27 protein-coding genes and 1 tRNA gene are annotated in these 25,271 nt (G+C 62.8%); 23 read left to right on the forward strand and 5 right to left on the reverse strand.

Features of this window, described 5'->3' with window-relative positions; genetic code table 11:
• From IRZ77_RS12280 to IRZ77_RS12290, 3 genes are all read right to left on the reverse strand, one after another.
• A partial coding sequence (locus IRZ77_RS12280; protein WP_329603759.1) for a bestrophin family protein occupies nt 1-955 on the reverse strand: 955 nt, incomplete at its 3' end.
• A 200-nt stretch (nt 956-1,155) separates the two neighbouring features.
• The gene (locus IRZ77_RS12285) at nt 1,156-2,058 is read right to left on the reverse strand and encodes a transporter substrate-binding domain-containing protein (protein WP_196173584.1); all 903 of its coding nucleotides are present in this window, start codon (nt 2,056-2,058) and stop codon (nt 1,156-1,158) included.
• Nucleotides 2,059-2,085: 27 nt separating this feature from the next.
• Nucleotides 2,086-3,357, reverse strand: a complete 1,272-nt coding sequence (locus tag IRZ77_RS12290; protein ID WP_196173585.1) for a D-amino acid dehydrogenase — start codon at nt 3,355-3,357, stop codon at nt 2,086-2,088.
• A gap of 107 nt (nt 3,358-3,464) precedes the next feature.
• On the opposite strand from IRZ77_RS12290, the gene IRZ77_RS12295 reads away from it, so the two are divergent.
• On the forward strand, nt 3,465-4,370 hold the full coding sequence (locus IRZ77_RS12295; RefSeq protein ID WP_196173586.1) for a LysR family transcriptional regulator: 906 nt from the start codon (nt 3,465-3,467) through the stop codon (nt 4,368-4,370).
• 268 nt (nt 4,371-4,638) lie between these two features.
• On the opposite strand, the gene IRZ77_RS12300 is transcribed toward IRZ77_RS12295, so the two are convergent.
• Nucleotides 4,639-4,723, reverse strand: a tRNA-Leu gene (locus IRZ77_RS12300).
• A 107-nt stretch (nt 4,724-4,830) separates the two neighbouring features.
• On the opposite strand from IRZ77_RS12300, the gene queA reads away from it, so the two are divergent.
• From queA to IRZ77_RS12330, 6 genes are all read left to right on the forward strand, one after another.
• Complete coding sequence (gene queA, locus IRZ77_RS12305; RefSeq protein ID WP_085600669.1) at nt 4,831-5,880, forward strand: tRNA preQ1(34) S-adenosylmethionine ribosyltransferase-isomerase QueA; 1,050 nt, start codon at nt 4,831-4,833, stop codon at nt 5,878-5,880.
• Between the two features lie 14 nt (nt 5,881-5,894).
• A complete protein-coding gene (gene tgt, locus IRZ77_RS12310) occupies nt 5,895-7,010 on the forward strand; it encodes a tRNA guanosine(34) transglycosylase Tgt (protein ID WP_196173604.1) in 1,116 nt (371 codons plus the stop codon).
• 42 nt (nt 7,011-7,052) lie between these two features.
• Nucleotides 7,053-7,388 (forward strand): preprotein translocase subunit YajC, encoded by a 336-nt coding sequence (gene yajC, locus IRZ77_RS12315; protein WP_003259111.1) that lies wholly within the window; start codon nt 7,053-7,055, stop codon nt 7,386-7,388.
• A 64-nt stretch (nt 7,389-7,452) separates the two neighbouring features.
• A complete protein-coding gene (secD, locus tag IRZ77_RS12320) occupies nt 7,453-9,315 on the forward strand; it encodes a protein translocase subunit SecD (RefSeq protein ID WP_046615815.1) in 1,863 nt (620 codons plus the stop codon).
• A gap of 10 nt (nt 9,316-9,325) precedes the next feature.
• A complete protein-coding gene (gene secF, locus IRZ77_RS12325; RefSeq protein ID WP_046615814.1) occupies nt 9,326-10,234 on the forward strand; it encodes a protein translocase subunit SecF in 909 nt (302 codons plus the stop codon).
• A 119-nt stretch (nt 10,235-10,353) separates the two neighbouring features.
• Nucleotides 10,354-10,896 (forward strand): glycine zipper 2TM domain-containing protein, encoded by a 543-nt coding sequence (locus tag IRZ77_RS12330; protein ID WP_013971012.1) that lies wholly within the window; start codon nt 10,354-10,356, stop codon nt 10,894-10,896.
• A 168-nt stretch (nt 10,897-11,064) separates the two neighbouring features.
• Here IRZ77_RS12330 and suhB read toward each other — a convergent pair whose 3' ends face one another.
• On the reverse strand, nt 11,065-11,883 hold the full coding sequence (suhB, locus tag IRZ77_RS12335; protein WP_025337769.1) for a type III secretion system regulator SuhB: 819 nt from the start codon (nt 11,881-11,883) through the stop codon (nt 11,065-11,067).
• 151 nt (nt 11,884-12,034) lie between these two features.
• Between suhB and trmJ the strand changes: the two genes are divergently transcribed.
• From trmJ to hisS, 16 genes are all read left to right on the forward strand, one after another.
• Nucleotides 12,035-12,790: a tRNA (cytosine(32)/uridine(32)-2'-O)-methyltransferase TrmJ gene (trmJ, locus tag IRZ77_RS12340; RefSeq protein ID WP_015269011.1), complete on the forward strand. Its 756-nt coding sequence runs from the start codon at nt 12,035-12,037 to the stop codon at nt 12,788-12,790.
• Between the two features lie 3 nt (nt 12,791-12,793).
• Nucleotides 12,794-13,579, forward strand: a complete 786-nt coding sequence (cysE, locus tag IRZ77_RS12345) for a serine O-acetyltransferase (RefSeq protein WP_046615813.1) — start codon at nt 12,794-12,796, stop codon at nt 13,577-13,579.
• Between the two features lie 179 nt (nt 13,580-13,758).
• Nucleotides 13,759-14,250, forward strand: coding sequence for a Fe-S cluster assembly transcriptional regulator IscR (gene iscR, locus IRZ77_RS12350; RefSeq protein ID WP_008092572.1), 492 nt, complete (start codon nt 13,759-13,761; stop codon nt 14,248-14,250).
• 46 nt (nt 14,251-14,296) lie between these two features.
• On the forward strand, nt 14,297-15,511 hold the full coding sequence (locus tag IRZ77_RS12355) for an IscS subfamily cysteine desulfurase (RefSeq protein WP_013971017.1): 1,215 nt from the start codon (nt 14,297-14,299) through the stop codon (nt 15,509-15,511).
• 46 nt (nt 15,512-15,557) lie between these two features.
• Nucleotides 15,558-15,944 carry a Fe-S cluster assembly scaffold IscU gene (iscU, locus tag IRZ77_RS12360; protein ID WP_003248539.1) on the forward strand — a complete coding sequence of 129 codons (387 nt, stop codon included), beginning with the start codon at nt 15,558-15,560 and terminating at the stop codon, nt 15,942-15,944.
• 28 nt (nt 15,945-15,972) lie between these two features.
• Nucleotides 15,973-16,296 (forward strand): iron-sulfur cluster assembly protein IscA, encoded by a 324-nt coding sequence (gene iscA / locus IRZ77_RS12365; protein ID WP_003257854.1) that lies wholly within the window; start codon nt 15,973-15,975, stop codon nt 16,294-16,296.
• Between the two features lie 8 nt (nt 16,297-16,304).
• Entirely contained in the window at nt 16,305-16,826 is a 522-nt protein-coding gene (gene hscB / locus IRZ77_RS12370) for a co-chaperone HscB (RefSeq protein WP_046615812.1), read from the forward strand.
• 42 nt (nt 16,827-16,868) lie between these two features.
• Complete coding sequence (gene hscA / locus IRZ77_RS12375) at nt 16,869-18,731, forward strand: Fe-S protein assembly chaperone HscA (RefSeq protein WP_046615811.1); 1,863 nt, start codon at nt 16,869-16,871, stop codon at nt 18,729-18,731.
• A gap of 3 nt (nt 18,732-18,734) precedes the next feature.
• On the forward strand, nt 18,735-19,076 hold the full coding sequence (gene fdx / locus IRZ77_RS12380; RefSeq protein WP_013971020.1) for an ISC system 2Fe-2S type ferredoxin: 342 nt from the start codon (nt 18,735-18,737) through the stop codon (nt 19,074-19,076).
• Between the two features lie 10 nt (nt 19,077-19,086).
• Nucleotides 19,087-19,287, forward strand: coding sequence for a Fe-S cluster assembly protein IscX (iscX, locus tag IRZ77_RS12385; RefSeq protein ID WP_003257859.1), 201 nt, complete (start codon nt 19,087-19,089; stop codon nt 19,285-19,287).
• A gap of 89 nt (nt 19,288-19,376) precedes the next feature.
• Nucleotides 19,377-19,808: a nucleoside-diphosphate kinase gene (gene ndk / locus IRZ77_RS12390; RefSeq protein WP_023382208.1), complete on the forward strand. Its 432-nt coding sequence runs from the start codon at nt 19,377-19,379 to the stop codon at nt 19,806-19,808.
• Nucleotides 19,809-19,832: 24 nt separating this feature from the next.
• Nucleotides 19,833-20,978 (forward strand): 23S rRNA (adenine(2503)-C(2))-methyltransferase RlmN, encoded by a 1,146-nt coding sequence (gene rlmN / locus IRZ77_RS12395; RefSeq protein WP_046615810.1) that lies wholly within the window; start codon nt 19,833-19,835, stop codon nt 20,976-20,978.
• A 14-nt stretch (nt 20,979-20,992) separates the two neighbouring features.
• On the forward strand, nt 20,993-21,754 hold the full coding sequence (gene pilW, locus IRZ77_RS12400; RefSeq protein WP_046615809.1) for a type IV pilus biogenesis/stability protein PilW: 762 nt from the start codon (nt 20,993-20,995) through the stop codon (nt 21,752-21,754).
• Complete coding sequence (locus IRZ77_RS12405) at nt 21,751-22,806, forward strand: RodZ domain-containing protein (protein WP_046615808.1); 1,056 nt, start codon at nt 21,751-21,753, stop codon at nt 22,804-22,806. Before pilW ends, IRZ77_RS12405 begins: the two co-directional genes overlap by 4 nt.
• Before the next feature lie 2 nt (nt 22,807-22,808).
• Nucleotides 22,809-23,918: a flavodoxin-dependent (E)-4-hydroxy-3-methylbut-2-enyl-diphosphate synthase gene (gene ispG / locus IRZ77_RS12410; RefSeq protein ID WP_038408727.1), complete on the forward strand. Its 1,110-nt coding sequence runs from the start codon at nt 22,809-22,811 to the stop codon at nt 23,916-23,918.
• A 25-nt stretch (nt 23,919-23,943) separates the two neighbouring features.
• On the forward strand, nt 23,944-25,233 hold the full coding sequence (hisS, locus tag IRZ77_RS12415) for a histidine--tRNA ligase (RefSeq protein ID WP_085600661.1): 1,290 nt from the start codon (nt 23,944-23,946) through the stop codon (nt 25,231-25,233).
• The last annotated feature ends 38 nt before the right edge of the window (nt 25,234-25,271 follow it).

The raw sequence follows: 25,271 nt of genomic DNA on the forward strand, positions 1-25,271 counted from the left end.
GTGCCGGTTTTTGGGGGGGCTTTTCGCACCCCGGGGGCTCAACCCCCCCCCGGGTTATGTATCTGCCACCACCAACTTCGGCACACTGCGCTTCCCGCTGCATCGACTCCAGGTTGCGTTCGATCGTCTCGCAAATGCTGTCCATCTGGATCTGGTGTTCACTGAGTCTGAACGGGCTCTGCAAATCCGTCCCGATCCGCTCGATGGCCAGCAGCATGAAGCCCACCACCGTCGAAGCCAGCGGCGTGAACCAGCCCAGCGATTCCACCAGCCCCACCGGTACGATCAGGCAGAACAGAGTGATGAACAGCCGCGGAAAGTACACGTAAGGGTAGGGCAGCGGCGTATTGGCGATCCGTTCCATGCCACCCTGGGCATTGGACAGGTCCACCAGCGTCGATTCCAGCCTTGCCAGGCGAATGCTGTCCAGCCGCCCGGCCTGGTACTCACGCGCCAGCAATGCCGCCGAACCACTCAAAATGTCGTTGGCGAAATTGTTCGAGCGGTTGCGCCGCTCGAATTCCGCAGGCGGGATGAACGCCATCAGTTCATCCGGGCAGCGCTCACCCTTCAAGTGTGCCGCCAGGCAGTTCACATAGGCGATATGCCTGCGCAGCAGGGTAGCCTTGACCGGGTTCAGGCCATCTTCCGGGTCATCGATCAGGGTCAGCGCCTGCCGTGCGAAGCTGCGCGAACTGTTCACCAACGCCCCCCACAAGGTGCGCGCTTCCCACCAGCGGTTGTAGGCGCTGCTGTTGCGAAAGCTCACCAGCACCACCAGCGCCGAGCCCAGCAAGGTCAGCGGAATCAGCGGCAGGGTGAACTTGCTGTTGAAGAACAGCATGAAATCGATGGTGACCAGCACATCCCAGATCAACAGCCAGAACAGCGACCAGCCGATGTAGCCGACGGTCTTCACGACCAGGCGGTACTTGCGGGTGATGATGTCTTTCACGCGGGGTACCTCGAAGCGCGGGTGATGCAGGATCGGACGTCGAGGGATGGGCATGGTTCGGTGTGGTTCGTCAGGGGTTGTTACCAGACGTGTTCACAGAAAGCCCGAGCGTGCGGCGCTCACCCAGTAGCGACGTCTGGCAGTGACGCTTGCAGGTCACTGCCGCCGTGATCCATACGGAGGTGGACGCCGAGCAGAAACTATTGCACCGGATCACTCACCGGCTTGGCAAAGATGGCCTTGAGTTCGCTGGTCATCGGGAACTCCAGGTTCAGGCCTTTAGGCGGAATCGGCTGTTCGAACCAGCGCTGGTAGATCCCGTTGATTTCCCCTGAGCTGTACAGCTCGCCCAGCGACGCGTTCACCAGCGCGAGGAACTGCGGGTCATCCTTGCGCACCATGCAGCCGTAGATTTCCCGTGACTGCTCTTCCCCGACCACCACCCAATTGTGCGGGTCGCGGGCCTTGGCGCGTTCGCCGTAGAGCAATGCATCGTCCATGTAGAACGCCGCCGCCCGACCGGACTGCAACATCTGGAAGGCCTCACCATGGTCCTTGGCGCTGATCACGTACATGTTCATCTTGTTATCGACGTTGTAGCTTTTCAGGTAGCGTTCGTTGGTGGTGCCTGCGGTAGTCACCACATTCTTGCCGCGCAGGTCGGCGAAACTCTTGATCCCGCTGTCCTTGGCCGTCAGCAACTGGCCTTTGACATAGATGAACCCATAGGAAAACGCCACCTGTTTCTGGCGCTCTGCGGTGACGCCGGTCGAGCCGCACTCCAGATCAACGGTACCGTTCTGCACCAGCGGAATGCGGGTTTGCGATGTCACCAGGTTGTATTTCACCCTGAGCTGGGGCAATGCCAGCTTCTGCTTTATCCGCTCGACGATCTTGTTGGCCAGGTCTACCGAGTAGCCCATGGGTTGTCCCGAGTGGTCGCCCACATAAGAGAACGGTACTGAAGCATCGCGATAGCCCAGGGTGATGCTGTTGGCTCTGGCAATCTTGCCCAGGGTAGGCCCCAGCGCTGCTTCGTCAGCATGGGCCTGGGTGCCTAGCAACAGGCCAAGGGTGCAGCCGATCAACGTGATTTTTCGCATTGTTATTCTCCGTTGTAGGTGAGGGGGTCAGAGACATGCTGCAGTACGGCTATTTCCACCAGCCGCACGGGCGGTGAAACCCTGCAGGTCGATGGAGGGGCGGCGCTGGCCGATCAGTTCACTCAGCAGACGTGCGCTGGCGCAGGCCAGGGTAAAGCCCAGAGCACCATGGCCAAGGTTCAGCCACAGGTTGCGATACGCCGTTGCGCCCAGCAGCGGCACGCCGCTAGGCGTGGCCGGACGCATGCCGGCCCATTCGATGGCGTAGTCATAATTACCGGCATTGGCGAAGGTCTCGCGGGCCTGGCGCCTGAGCAAGGCCAGGCGCTTGGGGTCCAGCGTCGGATCGAAACCGACAATGTCGACCATCGCCGCCACCCGCAACTGTTCACCGATCCGGGCGTAGACGATCTTGCGGTCGTAGTCGGTGATGCTCAGGTCCGGCGCCCGGTGCTGGGCGCCGATCGGTACTGTCAGGCTATACCCCTTGAGCGGATACAGCGGCAGGTCGATGCTGGGCAGTGCCAGCAACGCACTGCGATGGCCGGCCGCAACCACCAGGTGCTCCACCGGCAGCACTTCGTCGTCCAGTTCAATCGCATTCACCACGCCATGCGCATGGCGAATTGCGGAAACCGCCTGGCCCAGGCGGAACTTGCAGCGTCCCGACGCCTGCAAGCGCGCCGCCAGCTGCTGGCAAAAGCTGTAGCAATCGCCGACCTCTTCATCCGGGGTATAGATGGCGCCGACAAAGGGCGCCTCCATCAGCGCTGGGTCCAGACGGGCACAGTCGGCGTGCGATAGCACCTGTTGTTGCTGGGGCACGGCAAGGTTCTTGCGCGCATGCTCGAAGCTGCTGGCCTTGCGGAAGGTGACCAGCTTGCCGTTGCGCCGCCAGTTGAAACCACCCAGGCCGTCCTCCTCACGCCAGGCTTGCAAGGTCGACTGGCTCAGCAGGGCGAGGCGCAGCAGATGGCCGGCGTTGGCGCGGTTGACCGAGGAGCGGCAAGCCCCAAGGAATGCTGCCATCCAGCGCCACTGCGCACGATCGAAGCGCGGGCGCAATCGCAGCGGCGATTCACCGCGCAGCATCCAGCCAATGGCCTGCAATGGCACGCCGGCGTCGGCCAGGGGCGCCACGTAGCGATAGGACAGCTGGCCGCCGTTGGCGAAGCTGGTTTCACTGCCCAACGAATCGCGAGCCTCGATCAGCGTCACGTCAAAGCCGTCGCGTACCAGTGCGTAAGCGGTTGACAGGCCAATGACGCCACCGCCGATGATGCATACATGCTGAGCCATGTCAGTCCTTGGTCGTGGTTGGAACGAGGCTGAGGTTAGGGCCAGGTGACAGGTGGCGAAAAATGAATAAAGATCGCTGAGCCATAAAAAAAGGTTATGGACTTGCCATGCGCCTTCGCCATATCGAGATTTTCCAGGCCATCCGCCAGACCGGCTCGGTCAGCGGTGCCGCACAGTTGCTGCACGTTTCCCAACCTGCCGTGACCAAGGTTCTGCAGCACGCCGAGCAGCAACTGGGCTTTCCGTTGTTCCTGCGGGTGCGCGGCAAGCTGCAGCCCACGCCCGAGGCGCTGGAGCTGGAGCGTGAGGTCGACAAGGTAACGGAGAGTCTGCAAGGGGTGCGACGCCTGGCGCAAAGCCTGCGTCGCGCGCCGGGCCACAGCCTGCGGATCGGTGCGACCCCGGCACTGGCCCTGTCGCTGCTGCCGCCGGCCATTCATGAATGGACCCAGCGGTACCCGGAAATCGTCTGCGAGCTGTCCAGCGCCCACAGTCGCGAACTGGTGCAGAACCTGTTGATGCGGGAGATCGACGTCGCCCTGACCCTGCAACCGCCAGATCACCCTGCGCTCAAGGCTCAGGCACTGGCCAGCGGGGTGTTGGTAGCGTTGGCGCCGGCAGGTTATTGGCCACAGGAAGATGAAGGCAAGCCGCTGTCGTTGATGGCATTGGCCGATGCGCCCTTGATCGGGCTGTCCAGCGCCGACCCGCTGTCGGTGCGCCTCGACAGCTACCTCAAGGCTGTGGAGCCGCCGCCACGGGTGAGCATTGCGGTGCAGACCTATTCACTGGCCAGGGCGATGGTCGAATCCGGTGCTGGGCTGGCCGTCATCGACCCCTTCACCGCCCTTGGCGCGGCGCCTGGGGTGACCGCTATTCGTCCGCTGGCCCCGGCGTTGCCGATCACCTTGTATGCGGTGACCCGCGTTGCCGAACCGTCAGCGCATACACTGAGCGAGCTGCTGACGATTTTCAGCTGCCGTGCCCAGGGGCAGCTGGATCGCTGGCGCTGATTGCAGATATGCCCGGAAAGCGCATCAATGTCAGCCCGGACTCTCATGGAACTGCACATAACTAATTGAATTAGCAGGGACACCGTGGGAGCGGCGTGCCCGCGAACACCGGCGGAGCCGGTGCCATACACCGCGTTGGGCGTTTCGCGGGCTCGCCCGCTCCCACAAGGGAATATGACACGCTCTCGAACATTGTTCCCTGTGCGACAGCGCAGCCCAGATCGCAGGCGAAAAAAAACCGACCATAAGGTCGGTTTTTTTCGGATCTTGGTGCCCCGAGGGAGACTCGAACTCCCACTCCTTTCGAAAACGGATTTTGAATCCGCCGCGTCTACCAATTCCGCCATCAGGGCATGTGGCGCGCAGTATAGAGAGCCGCCGCTGGTCGGTCAATCGGCTTTCATGGTCAATTTTCACACATTGGGCTAAACTTCCCGGCCCTGCCGAACCGAACATTATCATGCGCGTCGCCGATTTTTCCTTCGAACTCCCCGATTCCCTGATCGCCCGCCACCCGTTGGCCGAGCGCCATGGCAGCCGTCTGCTGGTGCTCGATGGGCCAACCGGCGCGCTGGCGCACCGGCAATTCCCCGACCTGCTCGAGTACCTGCGCCCGGGTGACCTGATGGTGTTCAACAACACCCGGGTGATTCCGGCGCGCCTGTTCGGCCAGAAAGCTTCCGGCGGCAAGCTGGAAGTGCTGGTCGAGCGCGTCCTCGACAGCCACCGGGTGCTGGCCCATGTCCGTGCCAGCAAGGCGCCGAAGGAAGGCGCGGTGATCCTCATCGATGGCGGCGGCGAGGCCGAAATGGTCGCGCGCCATGACACGCTCTTCGAGCTGCGCTTCACCGAAGAAGTGCTGCCACTGCTCGACCGCGTCGGCCACATGCCGCTGCCGCCCTACATCGACCGCCCGGACGAGGGCGCTGACCGTGAGCGCTATCAGACCGTGTATGCCAAACGTGCCGGTGCGGTCGCCGCGCCCACCGCAGGCCTGCACTTCGACGAAGCGCTGCTGGAAAAGATCGCCGCCAAGGGCGTCGAGCGGGCTTTCGTCACCTTGCACGTGGGCGCGGGCACCTTCCAGCCGGTGCGGGTCGACAAGATCGAAGACCACCACATGCATAAAGAGTGGCTCGAAGTGGGCCAGGATGTGGTCGATGCCATCGAGGCCTGCCGCGCCCGTGGCGGCCGGGTGGTCGCGGTCGGCACCACCAGCGTGCGTTCGCTGGAGAGCGCCGCGCGCGATGGCGTGCTCAAGGCCTTCAGCGGCGACACCGACATCTTCATCTACCCGGGCCGGCCGTTCCATGTGGTCGACGCGCTGGTCACCAATTTCCACCTGCCGGAGTCCACGCTGCTGATGCTGGTCTCGGCCTTCGCCGGCTACCCCGAGACCATGGCCGCCTACGCGGCGGCGGTCGAGCAGGGGTACCGCTTCTTCAGTTACGGTGATGCCATGTTCATCACCCGCAATCCGGCGCCACGCGGGCCCGAGGATCAAGCATGAGTCGCACCTGTCGAATGTCCTTCGAACTGCTGGCCACCGACGGCAAGGCCCGTCGTGGCCGCATCACCTTCCCACGGGGCACCGTGGAAACCCCGGCGTTCATGCCGGTGGGCACCTATGGCACGGTCAAGGGCATGCTGCCGCGCGACATCGAGGCCATCGGCGCCGAGATGATCCTGGGCAACACCTTCCACCTGTGGCTGCGTCCGGGCACCGAGGTGATCAGGAAGCACAACGGCCTGCACGACTTCATGCAGTGGAAAGGCCCGATCCTCACCGACTCCGGTGGCTTCCAGGTGTTCAGCCTGGGCGCCATGCGCAAGATCAAGGAGGAGGGCGTGACCTTCGCCTCGCCGGTTGATGGCGCCAAGGTGTTCATGGGCCCGGAAGAGTCGATGCAGGTGCAGCGTGACCTGGGCTCGGACGTGGTGATGATCTTCGACGAGTGCACCCCGTACCCGGCGGAGCACGACGTGGCGCGCGCGTCCATGGAGCTGTCGCTGCGCTGGGCCCAGCGCTCGAAGAACGCCCACGCCGACAACACCGCGGCGCTGTTCGGTATCGTCCAGGGCGGCATGTACCAGGACCTGCGCATGCGCTCGCTGGAGGGCCTGGAAAACATCGGCTTCGACGGCCTGGCCATCGGCGGCCTGTCGGTGGGCGAACCCAAGCATGAAATGATCAAGGTGCTGGATTATCTGCCAGGCCAGATGCCTGCTGACAAACCTCGTTACCTTATGGGGGTAGGCAAACCGGAAGATCTCGTTGAGGGTGTGCGCCGCGGCGTCGACATGTTCGACTGCGTGATGCCGACGCGTAACGCGCGCAACGGTCATCTGTTCGTCGATACAGGGGTGATCAAGATCCGCAATGCGTTCCATCGCCACGATGATTCGCCGCTGGATCCGACCTGTGACTGCTACACCTGCACCAACTTCTCCCGCGCCTATCTCCATCACCTGGACAAGTGCGGCGAAATGCTGAGCAGCATGCTGAATACCATCCACAACTTGCGCCATTACCAGCGCTTGATGGCCGGTTTACGCGAGGCTATTCAACAGGGTAAATTGGCCGCCTTTGTCGACGCCTTCTACGCCAAGCGCGGGCTTCCTGTGCCGCCTTTGGACTGACTGTCCGCATCCATTATTAGAAAATTACATTAGGAGTGCCCAATGAGCTTCTTGATCCCCGCCGCATACGCGGACGCCGCAGCACCTGCCGCCGGCCCAGCCGGTACCGGCTTCGAGTGGATTTTCCTGGTCGGTTTCCTGGTCATCTTCTACCTGATGATCTGGCGCCCGCAGGCCAAGCGTGCAAAAGAGCAGAAGAACCTGCTGAGCAACTTGCAGAAGGGTGACGAAGTTGTCACCAACGGCGGCATCGCCGGCAAGATCGTCAAGGTTTCCGATGATTTCGTGGTACTGGAAGTTTCCGACAACGTCGAGCTGAAGTTCCAGAAGGGTGCCATCGCGGCCACCCTGCCAAAAGGTACGCTCAAGGCTATCTGAGTTACCGGTTTCATTTTTCCAGTCGGGGCGCGCAAAGCGCCCCGCGTCTTGAACGGGCGGCGTGATGCTGAACAAATACCCTCTGTGGAAATACGCACTGATCGTGCTGGTACTGGCGATCGGTTTTATTTATTCCGCTCCCAACCTCTACCCGGATGATCCGGCGGTACAGATCAGTGGTGCCAGTTCGGCGCTGCAGGTGAACCAGGCTGACCTCGACCGCGTCAGCAAGGCGCTGGGCGATGCCAAGATCGCTGTGAAGGGCGCTAGCCTGGGTGAGAAGGGCAGCGGGCTGATCCGCCTGACCAATCAGGAAGACCAGCTGCCAGCCAAGGATGTAGTGCGCAAGGCACTGGGCGATGATTACGTCGTGGCCCTGAACCTGGCCCAGACTACCCCGCAATGGCTGCGCAACCTGGGCGCAAGCCCGATGAAGCTGGGCCTGGACCTGTCCGGTGGTGTGCACTTCCTGCTGGAAGTGGACATGGACAAGGCCATGAACGCCCGCATGAAAGTCTACGAAGGCGAGGTCAAGACCTTGCTGCGCAAAGAGCGCATCCGCTACCGCAGCCTGCCTCAGCAGGATGGCGGTATCATGCTGGGCTTCGCTGACGATGCTACCCGCGAACAGGCCCGTGCCCTGATCCGCAAGAATTTCAACGACTTCGACCTGACCACCACCGAGCGCAACGAGCTCGCCGTGCTGCGTCTGGCGCTGACCCAGGCGAAAGTCGCCGAGATCCGCGAATACTCGATCAAGCAGAACCTCACTACCGTCCGCAACCGGGTCAACGAGCTGGGTGTAGCCGAGCCGCTGGTACAGCGCCAGGGCGCCAACCGCATCGTGGTCGAGCTGCCAGGCGTGCAGGACACTGCCGAAGCCAAGCGCATCCTGGGTAAAACCGCCAACCTGGAGTTCCGCTTCGGTGCCGAACCGGGCGCGTCCAAGGCCACTACCGAGGTGTTCGAGTTCCGTGAAGGTGGCCGTTCCGCCGCGGTCGAGCGCGGCCTGATCATCACCGGTGACCAGGTGACCGACGCCCAGGCCAGCTTCGACGAGCAAGGTCGCCCGCAGGTGAACATCCGCCTGGATGGCCACGGTGGCGAGCTGATGACCCGTGCTACCCGCAGCAACGTCGGCCGCAGCATGGCGGTGATCTTCATCGAGCAGAAGCCGGTCACCCGCTACGTCAAGCAGACCGTCGACGGCGTCGAGAAGGACGTTGCCGTACAGAGCTTCCAGGAAGAGAAGAAGATCATCAGCCTGGCGACCATCCAGTCGCCGCTGGGCAGCCAGTTCCGCATCACCGGCCTGAACGGCCAGGGCGAATCGTCCGAACTGGCCCTGCTGCTGCGTGCCGGTGGCCTGGCCGCGCCGATGTACTTCGCTGAAGAGCGCACCATCGGCCCAAGCCTGGGGGCCGATAACATCACCAAGGGTATCGATGCGTCGCTGTGGGGCATGCTGTTCGTCTCGCTGTTCATCATCGCCATCTACCGTGCCTTCGGTGTGATCGCCACCATCGCCCTGGCGGGCAACATGGTCCTGCTGCTGGCGCTGATGTCGCTGCTGGGCGCCACCCTGACCCTGCCGGGTATTGCCGGTATCGTGTTGACCATGGGTATGGCGGTGGACGCCAACGTGCTGATCTTCTCGCGTATCCGCGAAGAGCTGAACGCTGGCATGTCGGTGCAGCGCGCCATTCACGAAGGCTTCAATCGCGCCTATACCGCGATCATCGACGCCAACCTGACCAGCCTGCTGGTCGGCGGCATCCTGTTCGCCATGGGTACCGGCCCGGTCAAAGGCTTTGCGGTCACCATGTCCCTCGGGATTTTCACCTCGATGTTCACCGCCGTCATGGTGACCCGTGCAATGGTCAACCTGACCTGCGGCGGGCGTGACATCAAGAAGCTGTGGGTTTGAGGGAGCTGCGATGAAAACCATCAACTTCATGGGCGTGCGCAATGTCGCGTTCGCCGTTACCGTGCTCCTCACCGTGCTGGCGCTGTTCAGCTGGTGGCAGAAGGGCCTTAACTTCGGCCTGGACTTCACCGGCGGTACGCTGATCGAGCTGACCTACGAGCGCCCGGCCGATCTCAAGGCGGTGCGTGCCGAGCTGGTCAATTCCGGCTTCAACGAGGCGGTGGTGCAGAGCTTCGGCGCCACCACCGACCTGCTGGTGCGCATGCCGGGCGATGACCCGCAGCTGGGCAACAAGGTTGCCGAGGCCCTGCAGAAGGCTGGCGGCGACAACCCGGCCAAGGTCAAGCGTGTCGAGTTCGTTGGCCCGCAGGTGGGTGAAGAGCTGCGTGACCAGGGCGGCATGGGTATGCTCCTGGCCTTGGGCGGCATCCTCATCTACCTGGCATTCCGCTTCCAGTGGAAGTTCGCCGTGGGTGCGATCGTCTCGCTGATCCACGACGTGGTGGTGACCCTGGGTATCCTGTCGTTCTTCCAGATCACCTTCGACCTGACGGTACTGGCGGCGGTGCTGGCGATCATTGGCTACTCGCTGAACGACACCATCGTCGTGTTTGACCGGGTGCGCGAAAACTTCCGCGTCATGCGCAAGGCCTCGCTGATCGAGAACATCAACGTTTCCACCACCCAGACCCTGCTGCGTACCATCGCCACTTCGGTTTCCACCTTGTTGGCCATTGCCGCGCTGCTGTTCTTCGGTGGCGACAACCTGTTCGGCTTCTCGCTGGCCCTGTTCATCGGCGTCATGGCCGGTACCTATTCGTCGATCTATATCGCCAACGTGGTGCTGATCTGGCTGAACCTGAGCAGTGAAGACCTGATCCCGCCGGCCAAGACCGACGGTGTGGACGACCGTCCGTAAGGCGTACTCCATGCCGTTTGGCGGCCCAAAAGGCGTGAGTGTTGAACTCGCGCCTTTTTTTTTACTCCAAGGCTGGGAGAAGGCGGGTCGGACCCGCGGGTTATGATCAGGAGGTTCATGTGAACAAATCAATGCTTGTGGGTGCGGTACTGGGTGCTGTCGGTGTGACTGCCGGAGGTGCTGTCGCGACCTACAGCTTGGTCAACAAGGGGCCTGAATATGCACAGGTCACCGACGTGCAACCGATCAAACAACAGGTAAAAACCCCCCGTGAGGTCTGCAAGGACGTCGCCGTGACGCGGCAGGCGCCGGTCAAGGACCAGCACCAGATCGCCGGTACCGTGGTGGGCGCCATTGCCGGTGGCCTGCTGGGTAACCAGATCGGTGGTGGTAGCGGCAAGAAGATCGCCACCGTGGCCGGTGCGGTCGGTGGTGGTTATGCCGGTAACAAGGTGCAGGAGGGCATGCAGGAGCGTGACACCTACACTACCACGCAAACCCGCTGCAATACGGTCAACGACATCAGCGAGAAAGTGGTGGGCTACAACGTGAAGTACACCATTGGCGACAAGGTGGGGCAGGTGAAGATGGATCACGAGCCCGGGTCGACCATTCCGCTGGACAAGAATGGCAAGCTGATCCTCAGCGAAGCCGGGCAGTAATTTGAGTTGCCTGTACCGGCCTCTTCGCGGGTGAACCCGCTCCCACAGTGATCGCACAACCCTGTGGGAGCGGGTTCACCCGCGAAGAGGCCGGCACAGGCAATGCAAAACTGTCAGGCACAAAAAAAGCACCCCGAGGGGTGCTTTTTGTTTGCCGGCAATCCGCGCTTAGCGCTTCATGTTCTCTGGCAGGTGCGGCTGGATAGCAGTCAGCACGGCCTTGAAGCACTTGATGTTGCCCGCAACGATATGGCCCTTGTCGAGGAAGTCATGGCCACCGTTGAAGTCGCTCACCAGTCCGCCCGCTTCCTGGATCAGCAGAACGCCGGCTGCCATGTCCCATTCGGACAGGCCCGACTCCCAGAAGGCGTCGAAACGGCCGGCGGCCACATAGGCCAGGTCCAGGCTGGCGGAGCCCGCGCGGCGGATGCCAGCGGTCTGGCCAGTCAGGGCGCGGAACATGCCCAGATAGTTGTCCAGGTCAGCCATCTGGCTGTCACGGAACGGGAAGCCGGTGCCCAGCAGGGCGCCTTCCAGGCTGGTGCGCGAGCTGACACGCAGGCGGCGGCCGTTGAGCTGGGCGCCACGGCCACGGCTGGCGGTGAATTCTTCCTGGCGAACCGGGTCGACGATCACGGCGTGCTCAAGGCGGCCACGGTATTTGCAGGCGATGCTGACCGCGAAGTGCGGGATACCACGCAGGAAGTTGGTGGTGCCATCCAGCGGGTCGATGATCCACAGGTAATCCTTGCCTTCTTCGCCGCTACCCGCGTGCAGGCCGGTTTCCTCGCCCTGGATGGAGTGGTTCGGGTAGGCCTTGCGCAGGGCGTTGACGATGCTCTGCTCGGCGGCGCGATCGACTTCGGAGACGTAATCCTTGGCCTCTTTCTCATCGACCTTGATGCTATCCAGGCGTTCGATGGAGCGGAAAATCAGTTCACTGGCGCTGCGAGCGGCGCGCAGGGCGATATTCAGCATAGGCTGCATGGGCGGGTCACCTGGAGATGTTAAAGAAGAAAGCCGATCATTCTAGCAGAAAACTTTGGCGGCAGAAGTGTCACATTTGCTTTCGTGGCGTTACGTCTGTCGGTTCTGTAAGATCGAAGGCCCTGATTCCTGCATCTGTGAGCACAACACCTTGCTGCAAAATATTCGTGTTGTTCTGGTCAATACCAGCCACCCCGGCAACATCGGCGGCGCTGCACGTGCCATGAAAAACATGGGCTTGTCGCGTCTGGTGCTGGTGCAGCCGAAAGAATTCCCCGCCGTGGATGCCAGTGCCCGAGCCTCGGGTGCCGACGATGTGCTGGACAACGCCCAGGTGGTCGACAGCCTCGAGCAGGCGCTGGTCGGCTGTAACCTGGTGATGGGCACCAGTGCACGTGAGCGGAGCATCCCCTGGCCGCTGATCGGCCCGCGCGAGTGCGGTGCCAAGGCGGTGGAGCACGCCAACGGTGGCGAGGAAATCGCCCTGGTGTTCGGGCGTGAACACGCCGGCCTGACCAACGAAGAACTGCAGCGATGTCACTTCCACGTGCACATTCCCTCCAACCCCGACTTCAGCTCGCTGAACCTGGCCGCCGCTGTCCAGGTGCTCTCCTACGAGGTGCGCATGGCCTGGCTTGCCGCTGGTGCGGTGCCGGGCAAGGTCGAGAAGGTTGACGCCAGCGAGCTGGCGACCATGGACGAAATGGAGCTGTTCTACGACCACCTGGAGAAGACCTTGGTCGGTATCGGCTTTCTCGACCCCGAAAAGCCCAAGCACCTGATGCCGCGCCTGCGTCGGTTGTATGGGCGGGTGGCGGTCGAACGTTCGGAAATGAGCATTTTGCGCGGCATCCTCACCGAGACCCAGAAAGTGGTCCGGGGCGAGCCGCATAAACGGAAGGACTGACAGATGTTCGAACGCCTGCGTGAAGATATTCAAAGCGTATTCCACCGTGACCCTGCTGCGCGCAACGCCTTCGAGGTGCTGACCTGCTACCCGGGCATGCACGCCATCTGGCTGCACCGGCTGGGCAATGCCCTATGGAAGCGTGATTTCAAGTGGCTGGCCCGCCTGGTGTCCAACTTCGGTCGCTGGCTGACCGGTATCGAGATCCACCCCGGCGCCACCATCGGCCGGCGCTTCTTCATCGACCACGGCATGGGCATCGTAATCGGCGAAACCGCCGAAATCGGCGACGATGTCACCCTTTACCAGGGCGTGACCCTGGGTGGTACCAGCTGGAACAAAGGCAAGCGCCACCCCACCCTGGAAAACGGCGTGGTGGTAGGGGCGGGGGCCAAGGTGCTGGGCCCGTTCACCGTCGGTGCCGGAGCCAAGATCGGTTCCAATGCGGTGGTGACCAAGGCAGTGCCAGCTGGCGCCACTGCGGTCGGCATCCCGGGGCGAATCATCGTCAAGAGCGAAGACAATGAGGTCGAGGCCAAGCGCAAGGCCATGGCCGAGAAGATCGGTTTCGACGCCTATGGTGTCAGTGGCGACATGCCCGACCCGGTGGCTCGTGCCATCGGCCAGATGCTCGACCACCTGCAGGCAGTCGACGAGCGGCTGGAGGGCATGTGCGGCGCCCTGACCAAGATGGGCAGCGATTACTGCGCCAAGGAACTGCCAGCCCTGCCGGAAGATGACTTCACGGAAGTTGCCCAGGTGGCTCAGCGCGACACTCAATCGCATTGATTGCGCCGCGCTGAAATCACGGTGACATACGGGGCGTGTGCTCACGCCCCCTGTCTGCTACAATCGCGCCCGCCTCCCTGATGCAAACCCGACTAAAGCACTAGGTCTAATAGTTGACTTAAATGCTCGGGAATCGCATACTCGCTCACATCCTGTAACTCCCGTGGTACCCAATAGCCATGCGACTGACTACCAAAGGCCGATACGCCGTGACCGCCATGCTCGACCTGGCGTTGCACGCGCAGCATGGGCCGGTGTCTTTGGCCGACATTTCCGAGCGCCAGGGCATTTCCCTCTCTTATCTGGAACAGCTGTTCGCCAAGCTGCGCCGCAGCAGCCTGGTCTCCAGCGTGCGTGGTCCAGGCGGTGGCTACCAGCTGTCGCGAGGCATGGAAACCATCCAGGTGGCCCAGGTCATCGACGCGGTCAACGAATCGGTCGATGCCACCCGTTGCCAGGGCCTCGGGGACTGCCATGCCGGTGACACCTGCCTGACCCACCACCTGTGGTGCGACCTCAGCCAGCAGATCCATGAATTCCTCAGCGGTATAAGCCTGGCCGACCTCGTCATGCGCCGTGAGGTGCAGGAAGTCGCCCAGCGCCAGGACCTGCGTCGTGTCGCAGGCCGAACCGCCCAGCTGGACAAGATTGAGACGTCCGCCGTCGATTGATCCCACCGGGACGACGAGCGACGCCACCGCCTGATAGGAGAGACAAATGAAGTTGCCGATCTACCTCGATTACTCCGCGACCACCCCGGTCGATCCACGCGTGGCCCAGAAGATGGCCGACTGCCTGCTGGTCGACGGGAACTTCGGTAACCCGGCTTCGCGCTCCCACGTCTTTGGCTGGAAAGCCGAGGAAGCGGTCGAGAACGGTCGTCGCCAGGTTGCCGAGCTGATCAACGCCGATCCGCGCGAAATCGTCTGGACCAGTGGTGCCACCGAGTCCGACAACCTCGCACTCAAGGGCGTCGCGCACTTCTATCAGACCAAGGGCAAGCACATCATCACCTCCAAGATCGAGCACAAGGCGGTCCTGGATACCGCTCGCCAGCTGGAGCGTGAAGGTTTCGAAGTCACCTACCTCGAGCCAGGCGAAGACGGCATCGTCACTCCGGCCATGGTCGAGGCGGCGCTGCGCGACGACACCATCCTGGTATCGCTGATGCACGTGAACAACGAAGTCGGCTCGATCAACGATATCGCCGCCATCGGTGAACTGACCCGCTCGCGAGGCGTGCTGTTCCACGTTGACGCCGCGCAGTCGGCCGGCAAGGTCGAAATCGACCTGCAGAAGCTGAAGGTCGACCTGATGTCGTTCTCGGCGCACAAGGTCTACGGCCCGAAAGGCATCGGCGCGCTGTACGTCAGCCGCAAGCCGCGTGTACGCCTGGAAGCCATCATTCACGGCGGTGGCCATGAACGCGGCATGCGTTCGGGCACCCTGCCGACCCACCAGATCGTCGGCATGGGCGAAGCCTTCGCTATCGCCAAGCAGGAAATGGCCGCAGAAAACGTGCGCATCAAGGCCCTGAGCGACCGCTTCTTCAAGCAGGTTTCGGACCTCGAAGAGCTGTACGTCAACGGCAGCAAGACTGCCCGCGTACCACACAACCTGAACCTGAGCTTCAACTACGTCGAAGGCGAATCGCTGCTGATGTCTCTGAAGGACATCGCCGTATCGTCCGGTTCGGCCTGCACCTCCGCGTCGCTCGAGCCGTCCTACGTACTGCGCGCCCTGGGCCGCAACGACGAGCTGGCGCACAGCTCGATCCGCTTCTCTTTCGGCCGCTTCACCACCGAAGAAGAAGTCGACTACGCCGCGCAGAAAGTCTGCGAGGCCGTCAACAAACTGCGTGAGCTGTCGCCGCTGTGGGACATGTACAAAGACGGCGTTGACATCTCCAAGATCGAGTGGGCCGCCCACTAAGCAGTCGCCGGCAAGAGCGGCTCCCTGATGAGGAAGGAATTGCACCATGGCATACAGTGAAAAGGTCATCGACCACTACGAAAACCCGCGCAACGTCGGCAAGATGAACGCCGAAGACCCGGACGTCGGTACCGGCATGGTCGGCGCCCCGGCCTGCGGTGATGTGATGCGCCTGCAAATCAAGGTCAACGAGCAGGGCGTGATCGAAGACGCCAAGTTCAAGACCTACGGCTGCGGTTCGGCCATTGCTTCCAGCTCCCTCGCCACCGAGTGGATGAAGGGCAAGACCCTGGACGAAGCCGAGACCATCAAGAACACCCAGCTGGCCGAAGAACTGGCGTTGCCGCCGGTCAAGATCCACTGCTCGGTACTCGCCGAAGACGCCATCAAGGCAGCCGTACGCGATTACAAGCAGAAGAAAGGCTTGATCTAAGTCGCCTGTTGCGAGGTAAGGAGTCCTGATGGCTATCAGCATGACAGAAGCCGCCGCCAACCACGTGCGGCGTTCCCTGGAAGGGCGCGGTAAGGGCGAAGGTATTCGCCTGGGCGTGCGCACCACCGGTTGCTCGGGCCTGGCCTACGTGCTGGAGTTCGTCGACGAGCTGGCGGACGAAGACCAGGTGTTCGAGAACCATGGCGTCAAGGTGATCATCGATCCCAAGAGCCTGGTCTACCTCGATGGCACCGAACTGGACTTCGTCAAGGAAGGGTTGAACGAAGGCTTCAAGTTCAACAACCCCAACGTGCGCGGTGAGTGTGGCTGCGGCGAAAGCTTCAACGTTTGAGGCTGGCTGTGGGTACTCCTTGTCATTTCGCATTGTTTGACCTCCAGCCAAGTTTCCGCCTGGATCTCGACAAGCTGGCCACTCGCTATCGCGAGCTGGCCCGCGAAGTCCATCCCGACCGCTTTGCCGACGCTTCCGAGCGCGAGCAGCGCGTGGCGCTGGAAAAATCCGCGGCCCTCAACGACGCCTACCAGACACTGCGCAGTGCGCCGCGTCGCGCCCGCTACCTGCTGGCCATCGGCGGCCACGAAGTGCCTCAGGAGGTCACGGTCCACGACCCTGACTTCCTGTTGCAGCAGATGCAATGGCGTGAAGAGCTCGAAGAACTGCAGGACGAAGCTGACCTCGATGGCGTGGCTGTGTTCAAGAAGCGCCTGAAAGCCGCTCAGGACACGCTGAACGAGGACTTCGCCGCCTGCTGGGACGCCCCTGGCGAGCGTGACAAGGCCGAGCGCCTGATGCGCCGCATGCAGTTCCTCGACAAGCTCGCTCAAGAAGTGCGCCAACTGGAAGAGCGCCTCGACGATTAACCCGGTGCTGCCCGTGATGGCACCTAAGGTATTCAGATAAGCATGGCCCTACTGCAGATTGCCGAACCCGGTCAAAGCCCTCAGCCGCATCAGCGCCGCCTGGCGGTGGGGATCGACCTGGGTACCACCAACTCCCTGGTCGCTGCACTGCGCAGCGGCCGTAGCGAGCCCCTGCCCGACGCACAGGGCAACGTCATTCTGCCGTCCGCGGTGCGCTACCTCGAAGGGCGCAGCGAAGTGGGGCAGGCTGCGCGGGATGCCGCTTCCAGCGACCCGCTGAACACAGTGCTGTCGGTCAAGCGCCTGATGGGGCGCGGCCTGGCCGACGTCAAGCAACTGGGCGAGCAGCTGCCGTACCGCTTCGTTGGCGGTGAGTCGCACATGCCGTTCATCGACACCGTACAGGGGCCTAAGAGCCCGGTGGAAGTGTCCGCCGACATCCTCAAGGTGCTGCGCGAGCGTGCCGAAGCCACCCTGGGTGGTGAACTCGTCGGTGCCGTGATCACCGTGCCGGCCTATTTCGACGATGCCCAGCGCCAGGCCACCAAGGACGCTGCGCGCCTGGCCGGCCTGAACGTGCTGCGCCTGCTCAACGAGCCGACCGCCGCAGCCGTGGCCTATGGCCTGGACCAGAATGCCGAAGGTGTGGTGGCCATCTACGACCTGGGCGGCGGTACCTTCGACATTTCCATCCTGCGCCTGACTGCCGGCGTATTCGAAGTGCTGGCCACCGGTGGCGATACCGCCCTGGGTGGTGACGACTTCGACCACGCCATTGCTGGCTGGATCATCGAGCAGGCCGGGCTGTCGTCCGACCTGGACCCGGCCACCCAGCGCGCGCTGTTGCAGACTGCCTGCGCTGCCAAGGAAGCCCTGACCGACGCCGACGTGGTCAGCGTCAGCCATGGCACCTGGCAGGGCGAGCTGAGCCGCGCCGGTTTCGAAGCCATGATCGAGCCCATGGTCGCCCGCAGTCTCAAGGCCTGCCGCCGCGCCGTGCGTGACAGCGGTATCGAGCTGGAAGAAGTCAGCGCCGTGGTCATGGTCGGTGGTTCGACCCGCGTACCGCGTGTGCGTGAAGCTGTCGGCGCACTGTTCGGCCGCACTCCGCTGACCTCGATCGACCCCGACCAGGTGGTGGCCATCGGTGCCGCCATCCAGGCCGATACCTTGGCCGGCAACCGCCGCGAAGGTGGCGAACTGCTGCTGTTGGATGTCATCCCGCTGTCGCTTGGCCTCGAGACCATGGGCGGGCTGATGGAGAAGGTTATCCCGCGCAACACCACCATCCCGGTGGCGCGTGCTCAGGAGTTCACCACTTACAAAGATGGCCAGTCGGCCATGATGATCCACGTGCTTCAGGGCGAGCGCGAGCTGATCAGCGACTGCCGCTCGCTGGCGCGCTTCGAGCTGCGTGGCATCCCGGCCATGGTCGCCGGTGCGGCGAAAATCCGCGTCACCTTCCAGGTCGACGCCGACGGCCTGCTCAGCGTCGCCGCCCGCGAGCTGGGCTCGGGCGTGGAAGCCAGCATTCAGGTCAAGCCGTCCTACGGCCTGACCGACGGCGAAATCGCCCGCATGCTCAAGGATTCCTTCGAACACGCAGGTTCCGACAAGCAGGCCCGCCAGCTGCGCGAGCACCAGGTGGACGGCGAGCGCCTGCTCGAAGCGGTACAGGGCGCCCTGGACGCCGACGGTGAGCGCCTGCTCAGCAGTGACGAGCGCGACGCCATCGAATTCCAGATGCAAGAACTACGTGATTTGCTGGCCGGCACCGATGGCGCAGCCATCGAGCAACAGACCAAGCGTCTGTCGCAGGTGACTGACGCATTTGCCGCCCGTCGCCTTGATTCGACGGTCAAAGCCGCACTGGCCGGGCGCAACCTGAATGAGATCGAGGAGTAACCGATGCCGCTGGTGACATTCCTGCCGCATGAGAAGTTCTGCCCCGAAGGGCTGACCGTGGAAGTCGAGACCGGGACCAACATCCTGGAGCTGGCCCACGACCATCACATCGAGATGGAAAGCGCCTGCGGCGGCGTCAAGGCCTGCACCACTTGCCACTGCATCGTGCGCAAGGGCTTCGACTCGCTCGAAGAAGCCGACGAACTGGAAGAGGACATGCTGGACAAGGCCTGGGGCCTGGAGGCTCAATCGCGCCTCGGCTGCCAGGTGGTCGTCGCTGACCAGGACCTGGTCATCGAGATCCCCAAGTATTCGCTCAACCACGCCGCTGAAGCGCCGCACTGAGGTTTGCCCCATGAGCCTGAAATGGATTGATGTACTTGAGATCGCCATCCAGCTTGCAGAAAGCAAGCCGGAAGTCGATCCTCGTTATGTGAATTTCGTCGATCTGCACCGCTGGGTGCTGGCGTTGCCAGAATTCAGCGACGATCCGTCACGCGGCGGTGAGAAAGTGCTCGAGGCCATCCAGGCGGCCTGGATCGAAGAAGCCGACTGAACGCGTCCTGCAGGTTAGGCAATCCCCTGGAACCCGCGTATAATTCGCGGGTTTAATTTTTCGCAACACTCATTTTTCTGGAGTTTTCCATGGCTGTTCAACGTACTTTCTCCATCATCAAGCCTGACGCCGTTGCCAAGAACGTCATCGGCGAGATCACCACTCGTTTCGAGAAAGCCGGCCTGCGCGTCGTCGCTTCGAAAATGAAGCAACTGTCCAAAGCCGAAGCCGAAGGCTTCTACGCCGAGCACAAAGAGCGCGGCTTCTTCGCTGACCTGGTTGCCTTCATGACTTCCGGCCCGGTCATCGTTCAGGTTCTGGAAGGCGAAAACGCCGTTCTGGCCAACCGCGAGCTGATGGGCGCCACCAACCCGAAAGAAGCTGCTGCCGGCACCATCCGTGCTGACTTCGCCGTTTCCATCGACGAAAACGCTGTTCACGGTTCCGACTCGGAAGCTTCGGCTGCCCGCGAAATCGCTTACTTCTTCTCCGCTACCGAGCTGTGCGACCGCATTCGCTAAGCGAAGCAGGTCTTGGGTGATTCCATGAGTGACATGACTGGCAAGATCAACCTGTTGGGCCTGACCCTGCAGGAAATGGAAAAATTCTTCGAGTCGATCGGAGAGAAGCGTTTTCGTGCCGGTCAGGTCATGAAATGGATTCACCACTTTGGCGTCGACGATTTCGCCGCCATGACCAATGTCGGCAAGGCCTTGCGCGAAAAGCTCGAGGCCGTTGCCGAGATTCGGGGCCCGGAAGTGGTCAGTGAAGACATTTCCGCCGACGGTACCCGCAAGTGGGTGGTCCGCGTTGCCTCCGGCAGCTGCGTCGAGACCGTCTACATCCCCACCGACGATCGCGGCACCCTGTGCGTGTCGTCGCAAGCCGGCTGTGCCCTGGACTGCAGCTTCTGCTCCACCGGCAAGCAAGGCTTCAACAGCAACCTCACCGCCGCCGAAGTGATCGGCCAGGTGTGGCTTGCCAACAAATCCTTCGGGACCGTTCCGGCCAAGATCGACCGCGCCATTACCAACGTGGTCATGATGGGCATGGGCGAACCCCTGCTGAATTTCGATAATGTCATCGCCGCCATGAAGATCATGATGGAAGATCTGGGCTATGGCATTTCCAAGCGTCGCGTCACACTGTCCACCTCGGGCGTGGTGCCGATGATCGACGAGCTGGCCAAGCACATCGACGTGTCGCTGGCCCTGTCGCTGCACGCACCGAACGACGAACTGCGCAACAAGCTGGTACCGATCAACAAGAAGTACCCGCTGAAGATGCTGCTGGAATCGTGCATGGGCTACATGTCCACCCTGGGTGGCAAGCGCGTGCTGACCATCGAGTACACCCTGCTCAAGGACGTAAACGATCAGCCTGAGCATGCTGCGCAAATGATCGAGCTGCTGCGCGACGTACCATGCAAGATCAACCTGATCCCGTTCAACCCGTTCCCGCACTCCGGCTACGAGCGGCCAAGCAACAACGCCATCCGCCGTTTCCAGGATCTGTTGCACCACGGTGGCTTCAACGTCACTACCCGCACCACCCGTGGTGATGACATCGACGCTGCCTGTGGTCAGCTGGTCGGCCAGGTCAACGACCGCACCCGCCGCAGCGAGCGCTACATCGCTGTGCGCCAGCTGTCCGCGGACGCCGAGCTGCAAGACAGCCCCGCCAGCCACTGACCGGGACCTTGCCCATGAGCCTGCGCGCCGCGCTGTCGATCCTTGCGCTTTCGCTGCTGGCCGGCTGCGTGTCGGGCGGTGCGAGCGACCCCCTGGCCAGCCGCCAGGGCAGGGCAGAGGCGGGGCGGGCCTATGTGCAGCTTGGGCTGGGTTATTTGCAACAGGGTTTGACCGAGCAGGCCAAGGCGCCGCTGGGCAAGGCCCTGGCCCTGGATGGCGGAGATGCCGACGCGCACGCCGCCCTGGCGCTGGTCTTCCAGGCCGAAGGCGAGCCGGCGCTGGCCGAAGCTCACTTTCGCAAGGCGCTGCACGCACGCACGGGCGACACGCGAATTCGCAACAATTACGGCAGTTTCCTTTATGCTCAGGGGCGATTTGCCGAGGCCGAGCAGATGTTTCGCCTTGCCAGCGCCGATACCCTGTATCCTGAGCGCTCACGCGTGTACGAGAACCTGGGCCTGACCGCTCTGAAGCTCGAGCGCCGCGACCAGGCCCATGCGTATCTGCTGAAAGCTTTGCAACTCAACCAGCGGCAGCCGAAAGCCTTGCTGGAAATGGCTGAGTTGTCCTACGAAAACAGGCATTATGTGCCGGCCCGGGAATACTACGATCGTTTCAGCCAGTTGAGCGACCACGATGCCCGTAGCCTGCTGCTGGGCAGTCGCCTTGCCAGGGTATTCGACGAGCAGGGCACACTGGCCGAGCTGGGCCAGCAATTACAACGACTTTATCCCGGTACGCCGGAATATCAGCAATACCTGTCGGAGCAACGATGAAAGCCGCGCATCCCGAAGTAGCAGTAGCGCCTGGCCAGAACCCCGGTGAGCTTTTGCGTCAGGCCCGTGAGAACCGGGACTGGTCACAAGCCGAGGTGGCCCGCAAGCTCAACCTCACTGTCAGTTCGTTGAACCACGTGGAAACCGGCGCCTTCGACAAGCTGCCGGGGCATACCTTCGCCCGTGGTTATATCCGCGCCTATGCCAAGCTGATGGACCTGGACCAGGCTGCCCTGGTGGAGGCCTTCGACCGTTACACCGGTACCCACGCCAAAGGCAGCGACGTGCATTCGCTGGGCCGTATCGAAGAGCCGGTGCGGCTGTCTCACAATATCCTGCGCGGCGTCAGCCTGCTGCTGCTGGTGGCCGTGGTCGGTGGCGGCTTTGTCTGGTGGCAGGACCAGGGCAGCCTGCGTGGCAAGGACCTGGCCAAGATCGCCCTGGAGCACGTCGAAGTCGAAAGCGCCGACGGTACCACCCAGATTCACCCGCTCGATGAGCCTGAAGACCAGGCTGTCTCCGCTGGGCAGCAGCCCGAGAGCGCGCCGCTGCCGCTGGAGCAGGGCGCTGCCGAGCAGCCTGCCGCCGCCGAACAGGCACCGGCAAGCCCGGCACCTGCTGCTACCGCTGCCGCGGTGCCAAATCCAGCCCAGCAGGCGCCTGTGCCACCGGTCGCCAGCGCCCCTGCTGCAGCGCCTGCGCCGGTAGCACCGGTTGCCCCGGCTCCGGCCCCGGCGGCTGTTGCACCTGCTACGCCCGTAGCGGCCGTGGCCGCTGCCGAGCCTGCTGCCCCTGCCGTGGTGCCGGCTGGCAGCGCCAAGGTCGCCATCCAGTTCGTCGCCGATTGCTGGACCCAGGTCACCGACGGCAACGGCAAGGTGCTGTTCAGCGCCATCAAGCGCAAGGGGGACAACCTCGAGCTGACCGGCAAGCCGCCGTTCTCGGTACGCCTGGGCTTTGCCCGTGGCGCCCAGGTCAGCTACAACGGCCAGGCCGTCGATGTTGCCCCGTTCACCAGTGGCGAGACAGCTCGCCTGAAGTTGGGACAGTAATCATGCACGGCGAATCTCCGATCAAACGTCGCGAATCCCGCAAAATCTGGGTCGGCAATGTACCGGTGGGTGGTGATGCCCCCATCGCGGTGCAGAGCATGACCAACACCGACACCAACGATGTTGCCGCCACCGTGGCGCAAATCCAGCGCCTGGTCGATGCCGGCGTGGACATCGTGCGCGTCTCGGTACCGGACATGGACGCCGCCGAGGCGTTCGGCCGCATCAAGCAGCAGGTCAGCGTGCCGCTGGTTGCCGATATCCACTTCGACTACAAGATCGCCCTGCGCGTGGCCGAACTGGGCGTCGACTGCCTGCGTATCAACCCGGGCAACATCGGCCGTGAAGACCGTGTGCGTGCGGTGGTCGATGCCGCCCGTGACCGGGGTATCCCGATTCGTATCGGCGTCAACGCCGGCTCGCTTGAAAAGGACCTGCAGAAGAAGTACGGCGAACCGACCCCGGCGGCGCTGGTCGAGTCGGCCCTGCGCCACGTCGAGCACCTCGACCGCCTGGACTTCCAGGACTTCAAGGTCAGCGTCAAGGCCTCCGATGTGTTCATGGCCGTCGAAGCCTACCGCCTGCTGGCCAAGCAGATCGTGCAGCCGCTGCACCTGGGCATCACCGAAGCCGGTGGCCTGCGTTCGGGGACGGTGAAATCCGCTGTCGGCCTCGGTATGCTGCTGGCCGAAGGCATTGGCGATACCATCCGTATCTCGCTGGCGGCCGACCCGGTCGAGGAAGTGAAAGTCGGCTACGACATCCTCAAATCGCTGCACCTGCGCTCGCGTGGCATCAACTTCATCGCCTGCCCGAGCTGCTCGCGGCAGAACTTCGATGTGGTCAAGACCATGAACGAGCTGGAAGGGCGCCTGGAAGACCTGCTGGTGCCGCTGGACGTGGCGGTGATCGGTTGCGTGGTCAACGGCCCGGGCGAAGCCAAGGAGTCCCATGTGGGGCTGACCGGCGGCACGCCGAACCTGGTCTATATCGACGGCAAGCCGGCACAGAAGCTGACCAACGACAACCTGGTCGATGAACTGGAAAAGCTCATCCGCCAGAAAGCGGCCGAAAAGGCCGAAGCCGACGCGGCGCTGATCGTCCGTGGCTGACACACAGAATTCGTAAGGACTTTTCGTGAGCAAATCGCTGCAAGCCATCCGTGGCATGAACGACATCCTGCCAGAACAGTCGCCACTGTGGCGCTACTTCGAAGGCACCGTGGCCGGCCTGCTGGACACCTACGGGTACAGCCAGATCCGCACGCCGATCGTCGAGTTCACCGAGCTGTTCAAGCGCTCCATCGGTGAAGTGACCGACATCGTCGAAAAAGAGATGTACACCTTCGAAGACCGCAACGGCGATTCGCTGACCCTGCGCCCCGAAGGCACCGCTGCCTGCGTGCGTGCCGTGCTCGAGCATGGCATCACCGGCAACGGCCAGGTGCAGAAGCTGTGGTACATCGGCCAGATGTTCCGCCACGAGCGCCCGCAGAAGGGCCGCTACCGCCAGTTCCACCAGATTGGCGTGGAAGTGTTCAACCTGGACGGCCCGGACATCGACGCAGAGCTGATCATGCTGACCTGGCGCTTGTGGGGCCTGCTGGGCATCCAGGACGCAGTCAAGCTGGAGCTCAACAGCCTGGGCACCAGCGAAGCCCGTGCACGCTACCGTGATGCGCTGGTCGAGTTCCTCTCGGCGCGCCTGGAGCAACTGGACGAAGACAGCCAGCGCCGCCTGAAGAGCAACCCGCTGCGCATTCTCGACAGCAAGGACCAGAACACCCAGGCGGTGCTGGTCGGCGCGCCGAAGCTGGAAGACTACCTGGACGAAGAGTCGCGCGTGCACTTCGAGGGCCTCAAGGCCCGCCTGGACGCTGCCGGCATTCCGTTCGTGATCAACACCAAGCTGGTGCGTGGCCTGGACTACTACAGCAAGACCGTGTTCGAGTGGGTCACCGACAAGCTCGGCGCCCAGGGCACCGTCTGCGCCGGCGGCCGTTACGACGGCCTGGTCGAACAGATGGGCGGCAAGCCGACCTCGGGCGTCGGTTTCGCCATGGGCATCGAGCGCCTGATCCTGCTGCTCGAAACCCTGGGCAAGGTGCCCGAGTCCATCAGCCGCCAGATCGACGTCTACCTGTGCGCCTTTGGCGAACAGGCGGAACTGGCCGGCCTGCGCCTGTCCGAAGGCCTGCGCGACCGCCTGCCGGGCCTGCGCCTGGCTGTCAACGCCGGCGGTGGCAGCTTCAAGAGCCAGTTCAAGAAAGCCGACAAGAGCGGTGCGCTGTTCGCGCTGATCCTCGGCGACGACGAACTGGCCAAGCAAGAGATCGGCTTCAAGCCCCTGCGTGGTCAGGGCGAACAACAGAACATTGCCTGGGATGCTCTGGCGGAGCACCTGGAAACCGCGATCGCGCAGGCGTAACGCGGTTCAACAAGCGAATAGGCGAAAAGGAGTATTGG

The sequence above is a fragment of the Pseudomonas pudica genome (genome assembly GCF_015680405.1).
Lineage (GTDB): Bacteria > Pseudomonadota > Gammaproteobacteria > Pseudomonadales > Pseudomonadaceae > Aquipseudomonas > Aquipseudomonas pudica.

What these genes read in the sequence shown, in the direction of transcription:
- IRZ77_RS12285 (WP_196173584.1), bottom strand. Translation starts at nt 2,058, where the DNA reads ATGCGAAAAATCACGTTGATCGGCTGCACCCTTGGCCTGTTGCTAGGC.
- IRZ77_RS12290 (WP_196173585.1), bottom strand. Translation starts at nt 3,357, where the DNA reads ATGGCTCAGCATGTATGCATCATCGGCGGTGGCGTCATTGGCCTGTCA.
- IRZ77_RS12295 (WP_196173586.1), top strand. Translation starts at nt 3,465, where the DNA reads ATGCGCCTTCGCCATATCGAGATTTTCCAGGCCATCCGCCAGACCGGC.
- queA (WP_085600669.1), top strand. Translation starts at nt 4,831, where the DNA reads ATGCGCGTCGCCGATTTTTCCTTCGAACTCCCCGATTCCCTGATCGCC.
- tgt (WP_196173604.1), top strand. Translation starts at nt 5,895, where the DNA reads ATGTCCTTCGAACTGCTGGCCACCGACGGCAAGGCCCGTCGTGGCCGC.
- yajC (WP_003259111.1), top strand. Translation starts at nt 7,053, where the DNA reads ATGAGCTTCTTGATCCCCGCCGCATACGCGGACGCCGCAGCACCTGCC.
- secD (WP_046615815.1), top strand. Translation starts at nt 7,453, where the DNA reads ATGCTGAACAAATACCCTCTGTGGAAATACGCACTGATCGTGCTGGTA.
- secF (WP_046615814.1), top strand. Translation starts at nt 9,326, where the DNA reads ATGAAAACCATCAACTTCATGGGCGTGCGCAATGTCGCGTTCGCCGTT.
- suhB (WP_025337769.1), bottom strand. Translation starts at nt 11,883, where the DNA reads ATGCAGCCTATGCTGAATATCGCCCTGCGCGCCGCTCGCAGCGCCAGT.
- cysE (WP_046615813.1), top strand. Translation starts at nt 12,794, where the DNA reads ATGTTCGAACGCCTGCGTGAAGATATTCAAAGCGTATTCCACCGTGAC.
- iscR (WP_008092572.1), top strand. Translation starts at nt 13,759, where the DNA reads ATGCGACTGACTACCAAAGGCCGATACGCCGTGACCGCCATGCTCGAC.
- IRZ77_RS12355 (WP_013971017.1), top strand. Translation starts at nt 14,297, where the DNA reads ATGAAGTTGCCGATCTACCTCGATTACTCCGCGACCACCCCGGTCGAT.
- iscU (WP_003248539.1), top strand. Translation starts at nt 15,558, where the DNA reads ATGGCATACAGTGAAAAGGTCATCGACCACTACGAAAACCCGCGCAAC.
- iscA (WP_003257854.1), top strand. Translation starts at nt 15,973, where the DNA reads ATGGCTATCAGCATGACAGAAGCCGCCGCCAACCACGTGCGGCGTTCC.
- hscA (WP_046615811.1), top strand. Translation starts at nt 16,869, where the DNA reads ATGGCCCTACTGCAGATTGCCGAACCCGGTCAAAGCCCTCAGCCGCAT.
- fdx (WP_013971020.1), top strand. Translation starts at nt 18,735, where the DNA reads ATGCCGCTGGTGACATTCCTGCCGCATGAGAAGTTCTGCCCCGAAGGG.
- iscX (WP_003257859.1), top strand. Translation starts at nt 19,087, where the DNA reads ATGAGCCTGAAATGGATTGATGTACTTGAGATCGCCATCCAGCTTGCA.
- ndk (WP_023382208.1), top strand. Translation starts at nt 19,377, where the DNA reads ATGGCTGTTCAACGTACTTTCTCCATCATCAAGCCTGACGCCGTTGCC.
- rlmN (WP_046615810.1), top strand. Translation starts at nt 19,833, where the DNA reads ATGAGTGACATGACTGGCAAGATCAACCTGTTGGGCCTGACCCTGCAG.
- pilW (WP_046615809.1), top strand. Translation starts at nt 20,993, where the DNA reads ATGAGCCTGCGCGCCGCGCTGTCGATCCTTGCGCTTTCGCTGCTGGCC.
- IRZ77_RS12405 (WP_046615808.1), top strand. Translation starts at nt 21,751, where the DNA reads ATGAAAGCCGCGCATCCCGAAGTAGCAGTAGCGCCTGGCCAGAACCCC.
- ispG (WP_038408727.1), top strand. Translation starts at nt 22,809, where the DNA reads ATGCACGGCGAATCTCCGATCAAACGTCGCGAATCCCGCAAAATCTGG.